This window comes from Candidatus Enterovibrio altilux (genome assembly GCF_002381345.1).
Lineage (GTDB): Bacteria > Pseudomonadota > Gammaproteobacteria > Enterobacterales > Vibrionaceae > Enterovibrio > Enterovibrio altilux.
Genome location: NZ_CP020660.1, coordinates 1,289,646 through 1,303,346, shown reverse-complemented (window position 1 = coordinate 1,303,346; position 13,701 = coordinate 1,289,646). Strand labels below are relative to the sequence as shown.

Below are 13,701 nucleotides of genomic sequence, written 5' to 3'. Positions count from 1 at the left end.
GGATTCACTACTACCCCAGTAAGCGTTAATTTTTCATCGTTCAATGGTTTAAAAACGGCTTTGTTTCTTAATACAAGTTTGAATAGCTAATTCTAATATGCTTGACTATTAAACGATTTCTTTTATTTTAGGCATACCTGACTTTGTCAATTTATCTAACACTTTTATTATTGTGTAGGTTTACCTAATCTGAGTATTATGATTCTTTAGACTCAATATCCCTCCTAAGTCATTTTTTTGACTAAAAACATAACCTTCTCTGGCAAGGCACATTTATAGTAACTATACTTTGTTCCCCAATGCTTATTTGAACCGTATAATTTTTGATAATTGATCGCTAAATTGCACGAGTGCTCTCGTTTCTAAAAAATTGCTCTTTTTTCTTAGTGAAATAAGTGGAACCACTCACCTAATACGAACGGTTTCGTAACATTGTCTGCTGTCATAAACACCATCAGCTAATATTCCATTAGCTTTGCGGTGACTCTGTTTGAGCAAGTTAGATAGCACTCCACCGTCAGCCATATTGGTTGCACTTAACTCAGCAGCAATGATTTCATACGCATGTATATCTACCATTAAATATAACTTGCGCCAGTCTCACAATCGTCCACCAGTATTATACATTTTATACTTTCCATTCGCCTTCACCGTAGGCTTTGAGCCCCGTAGTATCATTGGCTAAGTGCTGGGGATGGTTTTGTTTTAAACGTGACGTTAACCGTTTGGACTCGCTTGCTAATGCATAAATAGTGAGGATATGACAACGGCAGTTGAGCACGTTTAAATAATCCTTGCAGACCTCTCAATGGCATTGAAAGTACGCATTGAACCATGAGGGCCGTCGTCATGGTTAAACCGTTAAATAAACGAGGTTTTCCCTGATAACCTTACTTAATTTGATTCCATAGCTAAATGACGCCTTGATCAATACATAGTTTTAGTAAGCCACGACTGATTAAAACTTGATTATACTGCTTTCAATTAGTTGTTTTGTAGCGAAATTCATCATGGACTTAAATAGTTAAGTGACCTTAACTGTTTATCATGTAAATTGATAATTTAGTTCCTTCATTTAGAAAAATAAAACCATATCAACACGCAAAATAACATTAAAAATTATTAAAGAAGCTCTTTTCTTCGGAGTGAAACAGACGCAAGATATAATTGAAGCATCACCATAACCTCTCCAAATTACTTAATTGAAAACTTACGACGAACACGACGTAGCAAAAAGAATAGCCAAGGCCACAATAAAAAATTAAGCACACCAGACCACAATAAATTTGGATCAAATTTTACATCAGACACCAAGTACTCCGCCCAAAACTCTAGCACTTTTCCTACAAGCATTAACAGAGATAACAAAGCCGCCTGCTGCCATAAGGACATATTTATTAGCAATTGGCAGTTCAATGCAACAATATAAATCAGTACGGACATCATTAACCCTCGGACACCTAACGTAGAGCCAATCATCAAGTCCCATAATAAGCCTAAAACAATAGCAGTACCTATATTGATACGGTGTGGTACCGCCAACACCCAATAAAAAGCGACTAGCAACACCCAAGAGGGACGAAATGACGCTAGCTCACCCGGCCATGGTGCTGCTTGTAACATAAGCGCAACAATAAATGACAACCAAATAAGCACATGATTTCGTAATGTAAAATTAGTCATTAGTTATCTTTTATTGTTCTTGTGTGACATTAAAATATTCATCAAGTTATAGCTGCTACTTTGGCGTTCCTTGCACATCACCAGCTGCATTTAAATCGACATCAACAACTGCTCTCGCTCTGTCTACGTTGGTAGACCACACCAAGAGTAAGTAACGCAAACGATCAAACTGTACTTCTGGTTTTGCATCCACTTGCGCAAAAGGTCGACGGTTATCAAATGAAAATGCTGAGACTTGAGCCACCGGATAACCTTCAGGAAAAACGCCACCTAAACCAGATGTGACCAACATGTCACCCGGTTCGATATCAGCACTACTAGGAATATTTTCGAGCTGAATATTATCATTTTGACCACGACCTCCTGCGATAACTCGAACATCATTACGCACGACCTTAACAGGAATGCCATGTGTCGGATCGGTGATTAATAATACACGACTATTATGCGAGCCAACATAAGAAATCTGTCCTACGATACCATGTTCATTAATTACGGGCTGTCCTTCATACACACCATGTGTTCGTCCTTTATCTATCATAACCTGCTGTTTATAAGGGTCAGAATCAACTGACATCACTTTCGCAACTACTTTACGTTCACCACGCACAAACGAAGAACCTAATAACCTTCTAAGGCGTTGGTTTTCCTGTTTAATGTGTGTTAATAATAGCTGTTCGCTTTTAAGCATCAAAACTTCTTCTTTCAACTTCAAATTATTTAACAGAAGCTGTTGATGAGAGGTCAACTGGCTGGACAAATTATCCAGAATATTCCGCGGAAAATTTGACATATATTGCAGTGGTGCAACAACAGAATTGAGTAAATGGCGGAGATTAGCAAAGGCGTTAAGACGACTATCAGCCAGTATAAGACTGACTGATATTAGTAAAGCGAAGAATAGGCGTAATTGTAAAGATGGTCCACGGCCAAATATTGGTTTCATTCAGTTACAACCTGCTTTAGAGAAGGAAGACGCTCAATCTTCGCTAAACAGATCGCCACCGTGCATGTCGATCATATCAAGCGCTTGACCACCACCACGTGCAACACAAGTCAGCGGCTCCTCAGCAATAATAACCGGAATACCTGTTTCTTCTGTCAACAAGAGGTCCAAATCACGAAGCAATGCACCTCCACCCGTCAGCACCATGCCGCGTTCAGAAATATCTGACGCTAGCTCAGGAGGGCACTGCTCTAGAGCAACCATCACAGCTGATACAATACCAGTTAGCGGTTCTTGCAGTGCTTCCAAGATTTCATTTGAATTTAGTATGAAGCTACGTGGTACACCTTCGGCAAGATTACGACCACGAACTTCAATTTCAAGCATTTCATCACCAGGGTAAGCTGAACCGATTTCATGCTTAATGCGTTCTGCGGTTGCTTCACCGATTAAACTACCATAGTTACGACGTACATAGTTGATGATTGACTCATCAAAACGATCACCTCCTATACGGACTGACGATGAATAAACAACACCATTTAGAGATATAACCGCAACTTCGGTAGTACCACCTCCGATATCGATCACCATTGAACCCATCGCTTCAGACACGGGCAAACCAGCACCAATTGCCGCAGCCATTGGTTCATCAATCAAATACACTTCACGTGCACCAGCACCCAATGCAGATTCACGAATCGCACGACGCTCAACTTGTGTCGAACCACAAGGTACAGCAACAAGTACCCGAGGACTTGGACGCATAAAACTATGATCATGCACAGATTTAATAAAGTATTGTAACATTTTTTCCGTAACATAAAAATCAGCAATAACGCCGTCTTTCATTGGTCGTATAGCTGCAATGTTGCCGGGGGTACGACCCAGCATTTGCTTAGCTTCATGGCCTACAGCTGCAATGCTTTTTGGTGAGCCAGCACGATCTTGACGAATAGCGACCACGGAAGGTTCATCAAGAACGATGCCCTGTCCTTTAACATAAATAAGTGTGTTTGCTGTTCCTAGATCGATCGACAGATCATTAGAGAACATGCCACGAAGTCTTTTAAACATAATCTTCGGTTAATCCTACGAGCGTTAAAATTTTTTAAATTCCATTAAATGTACCAACGCTAACGATTCACGACAAGGTGATGATTTCCAAGCCTGTATGACATAAGTCTTTTTTCATTACCCTGTCAAAGTAATATTTTTTTCACCTTTAACTAGCTGTGTCTCCTAAGTCAAGGAACTTAATTATTGATCTACGCTCTAAATACCTAAATTTACTTACATATTCAGGTTGATGAATATGCTAGCTAAAAAAATTAAACTGGAAGTAGTGTGACCAAATTTTAATCAATAGTGATTTATTTACATGTGGATTAATGGAAAAGCCATTTAGCTATGAAATTAAACTAAGCTGGGTAATTATGAAAAATTTTGTTTATCTAATAACTTAGCCATTATGATGGTCCTCATGGTTAAATGCATTTTTTCAATGCCATTGAAAGCTCTGCAAGGATTCATTAATTCTATTTGCAACCTTGCTAGACTGTCCTTTTCATGCCCTCACTATTCATGCATCAGCAAGAGAGCTAAAATAGTAAACATCACGTTCAAAACGAAGACTAAAAAAATCATCCTGTACTTAACCATTGATTCTACAGAACTAAAAATCGACAGTAACAGCGAATGAAAAGTAAAAAAACATAGCACTGATGGGCAATGAAAAGTTTGGCATAAATTACATTTAGCAGTCAATTATCAAAAATTATACAGTTCAAATAAGCGTAAAATAATCTGGCCGAGTTGAGTATACCTAAAACTAAAGCGATTGCCAAATAGTGAATCGTGTTAAGATTTACTATTTGAACTCACATTAGGAAACAAGGCCTAATTAAACGCGTATTTTCTATGCCATGGAGGGTCTGCAGAAATTCACTCATTCTGCTTCCCAACTTACTCAACTGTCATTATCATGTATTCACGATTCATTCATTAGCAAGTAATCCGAGATGGTGAAGCTCGTGTTCATGACAAAGATCAAAGGAACTGTTCAACACATGGTCATTAGTTCTACTGGGTTAAAAGTTTGCGATGATAGCTAATAGCAAGTAATAAAGTATAATATGAGTAATAAACGTCTCATTTAGCGCAAGTTACATTTAGTAATAGATGTAAATACACGTAAAATCATTGTCGCTGAGTTCAGTTTTTTAAATGTAACTGGCGGTTAATTTTTGCTTAACTTGCGCAAACAGATCCGTTGAAAAATCATGGAATATCAGACAATAGGGCTTACAACACTAGGCCATGTGATAAAATCGTTTGTAATACACGAGCTGTTCTACTCATCCCACCAAGAACAAGAGCAATTTTTTGAGAACAAGGTTATCCGTGTAAATTAACGGTCAGTGACCAGCAATGATATGATTCAAATTAGCATTAAAAAATAAAGCATCGTTACCATAAACGTGGCTTTGCTTCCTAAATCCAAGAACTACATTATCAATCTATATTCTCAACAGCTAAACTCACTTAAATATTCAAGTCTGTAAACAAGCTTCACTATAAAATAATTAATGGAAAACAGTATAATCAATAGTGGCTCACTAACATTTTGGAGTAATGAAAAAGCCATTCAGCTATGAAATTAAACTAATCAAGGTAATCATGGGAGACCTCTTTTATTTAGCAGCTTAACTATGACAATGGTTCTCATGATTAAAAGCATATTTTCTATGCCCTTGAGATATCTGTAAAAATGCATTCATTCTATTTTTTAAACTTACTCAACTGCCATTGTCATTCTTTCACTATTCATGCATTAACAAGCGAACCAATACAGTTAACGTCTCGTTTAAAACGAAGATTAAAGAAATTATTTAGCACTTAATCATTGATTTTACAGGATTAAAATTTTACGGTGACGACTAATCAAAAGTAAAAAAGCGTGATATTAATGAGAAACAGCGAGCCTGACGCAAGTTACATTTAGTGGTAGATATCAATATTCATGAAATCATTGTTGTGAGTTAAATAAATTAAATGTGACTGAGAGTAAAGTGCTACCTAGCTTACTCAGACAAACCCACCGAATAATCAATGCAGTGTCAGACGATAAAGTCTACGATATCAGACAATGTTACGATAACAGAGCAGTTTCAATCGTCTCACCAAGAAACGGAGTAATTTTTGGGGAACGAAGTCATCCGTAGAATTAGCGGTTAGCTACCAGAAGTTATACGGTTTAAATAAACATTGAAAAAGGAAGTATGGTTACCACACACGTTTTTATCAAAATCGGTAATGTTTCAAGTCAAAAAACTACAGAGAGAAATTTAGCTTAAGGGAGCACAATGCTTAGGTTAGTGAAGTCTACGCCATAATAAAGTCGTTAAATAAGTTGATATGCCTAAAACTCAAGCGATTACCTAATAATGAATCATATTGAGATTTGCTATCTGCACTCACATTAGAAAATAAAGCCTGAAGCAAAAACCTTTTTTGTGCCTTACTTTATATCAGTGGTATACTGCATGCCTTGCGAAGAAATTTTGATGCAATAGACACGAGAGCGCTACAAAGTATGTAGAATAGTAGGGTGCAAAATGTACACTTCCACTACACATGCGATATCAAACACCTAAAGTCATTCACGTGCCAACGCACCCACAACTAAACCAGTTTGCTCACACAACGGTGCAATAGGCTTGTGGGAGTAAGCAGTTAATAGTATTACAACGTTCAGTACAACAGGTTCATCACACTAAACGATCAAGAGTGCTATGGAAAAGACATACAATCCAACATCAATTGAAAAAGCGCTGTACCAACGCTGGGAAGAAGCTGGTTACTTTAAGCCTCATGGTGATACATCAAAAGATGCTTACAGCATCATGATTCCACCACCGAACATTACTGGCAGTCTTCATATGGGCCATGCATTTCAATATACCATCATGGATATCTTGATCCGTTGCGAACGCATGAAAGGTAAAAATACCTTATGGCAAGTAGGTACCGATCATGCGGGCATCGCGACACAAATGATTGTTGAACGTAAAATTGCCTCAGAAGAGGGTAAAATTAAACACGATTATGGACGTGATGCTTTCGTCAATAAAATTTGGGAATGGAAAGCGGAGTCTGGTGGTACCATCACTAAACAGCTACGCCGTTTAGGCGCATCTGTCGACTGGGATCGCGAGCGATTTACCATGGATAATGGCCTGTCTAACGCCGTTCAAGAAGTGTTCATTCGTCTTTTTCAAGAAGATTTGATTTACCGTGGTAAGCGCTTAGTGAACTGGGACCCAAAATTACACACCGCAATTTCTGACCTCGAAGTAGAAAACAAAGAAGTAAAAGGTCACATATGGTATCTCCACTATCCACTGGCTGACGACATAAAGACCGCTGATGGCAAAAACTACATTACTGTTGCGACTACCCGTCCAGAAACAATGTTGGGCGACACTGGCGTTGCGGTAAACCCTGAAGATCCACGCTACATGGATCTAATTGGTAAAGAAATCATACTGCCAATTGTTAATCGTCGTATTCCTATCGTGGGTGATCAGAATGCAGACATGAACAAAGGCACAGGTTGTGTAAAAATCACCCCAGCCCACGACTTCAATGACTATGAAGTCGGCAAACGACACAAGCTTCCAATGATCAACATTTTGACTTTCAATGCTAACATCCGTGACAGCGCTGAAGTATTGAACACTCACGGTGAAAAGAGTGACGTTTACAGTACTAACCTACCAGAAACTTATCGTGGCATGGAACGTTTCGCTGCACGTAAAGCCATCGTTGCTGAATTCGACAACCTAGGCTTGCTAAAAGACGTTAAAGATCATGATCTGACCATACCTTACGGCGACCGTGGTGGCGTAGTGATAGAACCAATGTTAACTGACCAATGGTACGTGCGTGCAGCAAAACTAGCAGTTCCAGCAATTGAAGCGGTTGAGAACGGCAACATTCAATTTATACCTAAACAATACGAAAATATGTACTTTTCTTGGATGCGTGGTATTCAAGACTGGTGTATTTCCCGACAACTTTGGTGGGGACATCGTATCCCTGCATGGTACGACAAGGACGGCCACATCTATGTTGGCCGTAGCGAAAAAGAAGTGCGCGAAAACAACAATCTAGCACCAGTTCTTCTACTTCGACAAGACGACGACGTATTGGATACTTGGTTCTCATCTGCGCTGTGGACGTTCGGTACACAAGGCTGGCCTAAACAAACTTCTGATCTAAAAACTTTCCATCCTTCTGATGTACTAGTGACTGGTTTTGATATCATCTTTTTCTGGGTTGCTCGCATGATCATGATGACCATGCACTTCTGTAAAGACGAGAATGGTAAATCACAAGTACCGTTTAAAACCGTTTATATTACGGGACTCATCCGTGATCAAAACGGCAATAAGATGTCCAAATCTAAAGGTAACATCCTTGATCCTATTGATATTATCGATGGTATTGATCTGGAACTTTTAGTAAAGAAGCATTGTGGCAACATGATGCAGCCTCAATTAGCAGCTAAGATCGAAAAAAACACTCGCAAGACTTTCGAAAATGGAATCGAGCCTTACGGTACTGATGCACTACGTTTCACTCTTGCTGTAATGGCCTCCACTGGTCGTGACATCAACTGGGATATGAAGCGTCTTGCTGGTTACCGTAACTTCTGTAATAAATTGTGGAATGCAAGCCGTTATGTGTTACTGAATGCTGCAAAAAAAGACTGTGGCGCACAAGGTGGCAAAATGGAATTTGTACTGGCAGATAAATGGATTGAGTCTCAATTCCAACTGGCAGCGAAAGATTTCAACACGCATATCGATAACTTCCGGCTCGATATGGCAGCAAACACTCTGTACGAATTCATTTGGAATCAATTCTGTGACTGGTACTTGGAACTAACTAAGCCTATTCTATGGAAAGGCACTGAAGTACAACAACGTGGTACACGTTATACGCTAGTAACGGTACTTGAAAAGACACTACGGCTTGCTCACCCAATATTGCCGTACATTACAGAATATATCTGGCAGAGCGTGTGGTATCTAATCAATAATGTTGAGAGTACTGTTTTTGAAAAAACAAGTATCATGCTGCAAGCGCTGCCTCAATATGATGCAGTACAATTCGATAAAAATGCACTAGAAGATATCGTATGGGTAAAAACATTTATCACTTCTATCCGTAACCTACGTGCAGAATATAACATCGCACTAAGTAAAGCGCTTAATGTGATGCTAAAAACAGCTGACGAAAGTGACATTGAGCGTTTAGAAGCAAATAAGCAGATATTGATGTCTTTAGCAAAGTTAGCAACCATTCGTGTTCTGGCGGCAGGCGATGAAACACCAGCGTGCGCAACCGCGGTGGTAGGTAAATCAACCCTAATGATCTCAATGGCAGGTCTGATTGATAAAGACAAAGAACTTGCACGTCTAAACAAAGAAATAACAAAAACAAAAAATGAAATCAGTCGCATTGCAAGCAAATTAAATAACCAAATTTTTATTATAAAAGCACCTGAAACAATTATTATATCAGAGCGAACGAAACTAAATAGTTGCAACGAGACACTAGTAAAACTGGAAGAGCATAAAACAATTATGACTACTCTATAATTCTTTTTAACACTAAAATAACAGTCTAATTTGTTGAAGCAGTTTTCTGCTTAACAGCCATTACGCTGGTTCAATGATGGATTCATCAAATTGAATCTAACGTAATACCCTTTTTGCGGAATGATGATTATGATCACCCTTGATGTTAAGTGCCGTTCCCTCCACAAACAAGTGCAGTGCAAAAGTACGGGGTTAGGTATGGTGGACACTCATACTGCCATTGTGAACGACTCGGTTTGCTAAATCAGGGAACTAAATGATGATAGCTATGAACAGGCTTCACTACAAAACAACTAACTAAAAGCAGTATAATAAAGCTTTAATCAATCATAACTCACTAACGCTCTGGATTGGTACAGACGCCATTTAGCTATAAAATCAAACTAAGCAGGGTAATCATGGAAGATCTCATTTATTTAGTAACTTGGCCATTACAATAGCCCTCATGGTTAAGTGCGTATTCTCAATGCCATTAAGAGATCTGAAAAGATTCATTAATTCTGTTTTCAAATTTACTCAACTGCTGTTGTCATAGTCTCACTATTCATGCATTAGTAAGCAATCCAAAACAATTAATGCCACGCTTAAAACGAAGAATCAAGGAACCATTCAGCACTTTCCATGACTTCTACGGAGGCTCAAAGTATACGATGAAGGCGAATGAAAAATAAAAAAACATGGTACTAATAGGCAATGTCGAGTATGTCGCAAGTTACATTTGACGGTAGATATAAATATGCATGAGACTATTGCTGCTTAACTAAGTGCATCAAATGTGACTGACGACGAAATGTTACCTAACTTGCTCAAACAGACCCGCTGAAAAATTAATGAAATATCAGCCGATGGTGCTTACGACACCAAACAGCATTACGAAACCGTTCGCATTAAATGAGCTTCTCCATTCATTTCACCAAGAAAAGAAGCAACTTTTTTGAAAAAAATTATCCGCGTGATTTAACAGTCAGTTACCAGAAGTTACACAGTTCAAATCAGCATTAAAAAACAAGGTATAGTTACCATAAACATTCCCTAGCAAAGACAACAACGTTTCAAGCCCAAAAATTCCTCGGGAGAACATTGAACTTAAAATTTGTAATGTTAAGATTAGTAAAACTAATGCCATCATAAAAAGGTCAAATAAGCTGATATAACCAGGTATACCTAAAACAAAAAATTTATTTTTCGTGAATCGTATTAAAACTTTTTTATCTATACTCAAAGTAAAAAATAAGACTCTTCCGCTACGTAGAATCAATAACTAAGTGCTGGATAGTTCCTCTAATTTTAATTTTGAACGTGACGTTAAACTGCTTTGGCTCGTTTGTTAATGAATCAATAGTGAAAAGAATGGCAACAGCAGTTGAACAGGTTTGAAAGTAGTGTTACTAAGTCTTGCAGACTTATTAACAGCATTAAAAATATTTATTTAACTATTAGAATCATCGTAATAGCTCAGTTACTAAATAAACGAAGTCTCCCATGATTACCCTTCTTTATTTGATTCCATAATTGCATAACTTCTTCATCAGTCCAGAATATTAGTGAGCCACAATTAATCAAAACTTAGTTATACTGCTTCCAGTTAGTTATTTTATGGTGACGTTTGTTCATAAGCCTGAATATTTAAGTGAGCTTAGTTGTTTAGAGCGTAGATTAATCATTTAGTTCCCTGATTTAACAAACAAAGCACACGGGAAGCCATTAATTCTATAGACTATAATATTTAAATTGGCGAAACCTACGCCACAATAAAAGCATTAAATAAGCTGACAAAGGTCAGCATGTTTAAAATAGAAACGATTACCTAATGATGAATCATGTTGAGATTTGCTATCTGACTTTTAGTTAGGAAATGAAAGCCTTATTGCGAAAAATGCTTATGAGCATAAGTATTTAAATGATCTTAGTTGTTTAGATTATAACTTACTGATTTCAATATTTAAAATTTAAATTTATTTAACTATATTAGCTTAAAATTAAAGCTTCAACTTCAATTAATAATTATAATATTTAATTTATACGATTATCTATTGATTCATGTGAACGTACTGATTTATTTTTAGATAAGCCCGTTTTTTTACATAACTGAAAAATCGTATTTTTATAAAATATACATAAAGTATATCATATTAAATAACCATGACTTAACACCTTGTTAACTTTAACTTATTTATTTTCGAGCTAGATCTTATTTTCATAAATATCCTCCCTTAAATTTTGCCTTATACAATAAATTGTATATCTTAGTTGATAGTAGTTATAAACTAATTATAGTTGTAATTTAAATTAATTAAAAACTATCTCATACTATCAGTTTTTATATTTTTGGGTAACCAATTGCAGTAATAAGGCTTGTTTTTCTTACTTGTTGTTAAGAATGGAGTCATCAATGAAAAAGCTCGTATTCATCACCGGTGCAAAAGGTGGCATCGGCTCAGCGATCACGGAAAAGCTAGTCAGCCAAAATTATCGTGTTATTGCTACTTACTTAACCGGAAACATGCAATGTGCTGAGCACTGGTTCCAAGAAAAGGGATTCAATGCGAGTCAAGTACGCCTATTTGAGTTAGATGTTACTAACACACAAGAATGTACTATACGTTTGCCAGCACTGTTGGAGGAAGAAGGAACAATCGATGTAGTTGTCAATAATGCGGGTATCATTCGCGATGGACAGTTCAAAAAAATGGTTGCCGACAACTGGTATGCAGTGATTGATACCAATCTCAATAGCTTATTCAATGTAACCCAACCCCTATTTGCTGCCATGTGTGAAAAAGGCAACTGTCGTGTTATCAATATTTCGTCGGTAAGCGGCTTGAAAGGTCAGTTTGGTCAAACTAACTATGCTGCTGCAAAAGCAGGAATGATTGGTTTCACCAAAGCACTAGCTTTTGAAGGTGCAAAATTTGGCGTTACAGCAAATGTTGTAGCCCCTGGCTATACAGCAACCCCAATGATAGAAACCATGAGCGATGCAGTGCTTGATTCAATTAAAAATGAGATTCCGCTGAGACGTCTGGCTCGCCCGGAAGAAATTGCAGAGGCTGTTGCTTATCTTGCTAGTGATGCAGCTGCTTATATTACCGGTGAAACACTGTCGATCAATGGCGGCCTATACATGCATTAACAAGGCACAAAACACATGAAAAAAGTGTATATCGTTGCGGCCAAACGCACTCCGATTGGCGCATTCATAGGTTCATTAAAAGACACATCAGTAGGTCAACTTGCAGCTATTGCTATTAAAGGTGCACTGGAAGCGAGTAATGTCTCTCCTGATGCCATTAATGAAGTCATTCTTGGCAACGTTATTAGTGCCGGTCAAGGCATGGGCATTGGCCGCCAAGCAGCTATTTTTGCAGGCATTCCTTTAACAGTTCCTGCCTATGCTATTAACATGGTTTGCGGCAGCGGAATGAAAGCTGTCATGGATGCAGTCGCTCACATTCGTTGTGATGATGCTAACATTGTGGTTGCTGCGGGTGCCGAAAACATGTCTCAAATTCCATTTGCTACGTCAGGTTCATTGCGCAGCGGTCAAAAGATGGGTGAAATCCGCCTTAAAGATCTTCTGGTGAGCGATGGCTTGACCGATGTGTATAATCAATATCACATGGGCATGACTGCAGAAAATGTTGCAGAACTGGTTGGTCTCAGCCGAGCACAACAAGACTCCTATGCAACACAAAGTCAACAAAAGGCCGTTGCTGCCGTTGAAAACGGTCGATTCAAAGACGAAATCGTACCAGTGGAAATAAAACAACGACACCAAACTATTTTTTTTGATACCGATGAGTACCCTAAATCAGACACTACACAAGAAAACCTAAACAAACTCAGCCCTGCATTTAACCTTGAAGGCACAGTGACCGCAGGTAATTCTTCGGGTTTGAATGATGGTGCAAGTGCGATAATCGTAGCATCTGAATCTGCGGTTCAGCGTCTCGGATTAAAGCCACTAGCTGAGATTTGTAGCTATGCACAGGTTGGACTCGACCCAAAAATAATGGGTTTAGGTCCTGTAGGTGCAGTAACGGAAGCTTTGAAAAAAGCTAAAATTTTTATTGCCGACGTGGATCTGTTTGAACTCAATGAGGCCTTTGCAGCACAAGCATTAGGGGTTATCCACCAGTTGGCTGACGCACACAATGTCAGCCCAGACACCATCATAGAAAAAGCAAATGTAAATGGTGGTGCAATTGCGTTGGGCCACCCTTTAGGTGCATCAGGTAACCGTATTTTAGTTTCTCTGATCCACGAGTTGGAAAAACGTGAAGGCACGTATGGTGTGGCTTCATTATGTATCGGTGGTGGCATGGGTATAGCGATGATAATCAAACGTGCTAGCACTAACGAATGTAATACCCCGTTGAATCTAATTACTTACACTTAGGAGAT

General features: G+C 38.4%; 7 protein-coding genes and 5 pseudogenes. 7 read left to right on the top strand and 5 right to left on the bottom strand.

Annotated elements, in window-relative coordinates; genetic code table 11:
• Positions 1-108 precede the first annotated feature (108 nt).
• The 4 genes and pseudogenes from BTN50_RS05485 to BTN50_RS05470 all read right to left on the bottom strand — a co-directional run bounded on the left by BTN50_RS05485 (position 109) and on the right by BTN50_RS05470 (position 3,706).
• Positions 109-959: pseudogene (locus BTN50_RS05485) on the bottom strand (IS5 family transposase).
• A gap of 235 nt (positions 960-1,194) precedes the next feature.
• Entirely contained in the window at positions 1,195-1,683 is a 489-nt protein-coding gene (mreD, locus tag BTN50_RS05480) for a rod shape-determining protein MreD (RefSeq protein ID WP_096619318.1), read from the bottom strand.
• 55 nt (positions 1,684-1,738) lie between these two features.
• On the bottom strand, positions 1,739-2,629 hold the full coding sequence (gene mreC / locus BTN50_RS05475; protein ID WP_096619317.1) for a rod shape-determining protein MreC: 891 nt from the start codon (positions 2,627-2,629) through the stop codon (positions 1,739-1,741).
• Between the two features lie 33 nt (positions 2,630-2,662).
• Positions 2,663-3,706 (bottom strand): rod shape-determining protein, encoded by a 1,044-nt coding sequence (locus BTN50_RS05470; RefSeq protein WP_096619316.1) that lies wholly within the window; start codon positions 3,704-3,706, stop codon positions 2,663-2,665.
• 379 nt (positions 3,707-4,085) lie between these two features.
• On the opposite strand from BTN50_RS05470, the pseudogene BTN50_RS05465 reads away from it, so the two are divergent.
• From BTN50_RS05465 to BTN50_RS05450, 5 genes and pseudogenes are all read left to right on the top strand, one after another.
• A pseudogene (locus tag BTN50_RS05465) lies at positions 4,086-4,361 on the top strand (transposase); the annotation flags it as partial.
• 550 nt (positions 4,362-4,911) lie between these two features.
• Positions 4,912-5,043, top strand: a complete 132-nt coding sequence (locus BTN50_RS11795) for a hypothetical protein (RefSeq protein WP_256386966.1) — start codon at positions 4,912-4,914, stop codon at positions 5,041-5,043.
• Between the two features lie 174 nt (positions 5,044-5,217).
• A pseudogene (locus tag BTN50_RS05460) lies at positions 5,218-6,089 on the top strand (IS5 family transposase).
• A gap of 334 nt (positions 6,090-6,423) precedes the next feature.
• Complete coding sequence (locus tag BTN50_RS05455; protein ID WP_096619314.1) at positions 6,424-9,297, top strand: valine--tRNA ligase; 2,874 nt, start codon at positions 6,424-6,426, stop codon at positions 9,295-9,297.
• A 322-nt stretch (positions 9,298-9,619) separates the two neighbouring features.
• A pseudogene (locus BTN50_RS05450) lies at positions 9,620-10,451 on the top strand (IS5 family transposase).
• 274 nt (positions 10,452-10,725) lie between these two features.
• Here the strand turns inward: BTN50_RS05450 and BTN50_RS12315 are convergent.
• Positions 10,726-10,860 (bottom strand): annotated as a pseudogene (locus BTN50_RS12315) (IS5/IS1182 family transposase); the annotation flags it as partial.
• Positions 10,861-11,689: 829 nt separating this feature from the next.
• Here BTN50_RS12315 and BTN50_RS05445 point away from each other — a divergent pair.
• Both BTN50_RS05445 and BTN50_RS05440 read left to right on the top strand, forming a co-directional pair.
• Entirely contained in the window at positions 11,690-12,430 is a 741-nt protein-coding gene (locus tag BTN50_RS05445; protein ID WP_096619313.1) for an SDR family oxidoreductase, read from the top strand.
• A gap of 15 nt (positions 12,431-12,445) precedes the next feature.
• Complete coding sequence (locus tag BTN50_RS05440; RefSeq protein WP_096619312.1) at positions 12,446-13,696, top strand: acetyl-CoA C-acetyltransferase; 1,251 nt, start codon at positions 12,446-12,448, stop codon at positions 13,694-13,696.
• Positions 13,697-13,701: the final 5 nt, after the last annotated feature.

What these genes read in the sequence shown, in the direction of transcription:
- mreD (WP_096619318.1), bottom strand. Translation starts at nt 1,683, where the DNA reads ATGACTAATTTTACATTACGAAATCATGTGCTTATTTGGTTGTCATTT.
- mreC (WP_096619317.1), bottom strand. Translation starts at nt 2,629, where the DNA reads ATGAAACCAATATTTGGCCGTGGACCATCTTTACAATTACGCCTATTC.
- BTN50_RS05470 (WP_096619316.1), bottom strand. Translation starts at nt 3,706, where the DNA reads ATGTTTAAAAGACTTCGTGGCATGTTCTCTAATGATCTGTCGATCGAT.
- BTN50_RS11795 (WP_256386966.1), top strand. Translation starts at nt 4,912, where the DNA reads ATGGAATATCAGACAATAGGGCTTACAACACTAGGCCATGTGATAAAA.
- BTN50_RS05455 (WP_096619314.1), top strand. Translation starts at nt 6,424, where the DNA reads ATGGAAAAGACATACAATCCAACATCAATTGAAAAAGCGCTGTACCAA.
- BTN50_RS05445 (WP_096619313.1), top strand. Translation starts at nt 11,690, where the DNA reads ATGAAAAAGCTCGTATTCATCACCGGTGCAAAAGGTGGCATCGGCTCA.
- BTN50_RS05440 (WP_096619312.1), top strand. Translation starts at nt 12,446, where the DNA reads ATGAAAAAAGTGTATATCGTTGCGGCCAAACGCACTCCGATTGGCGCA.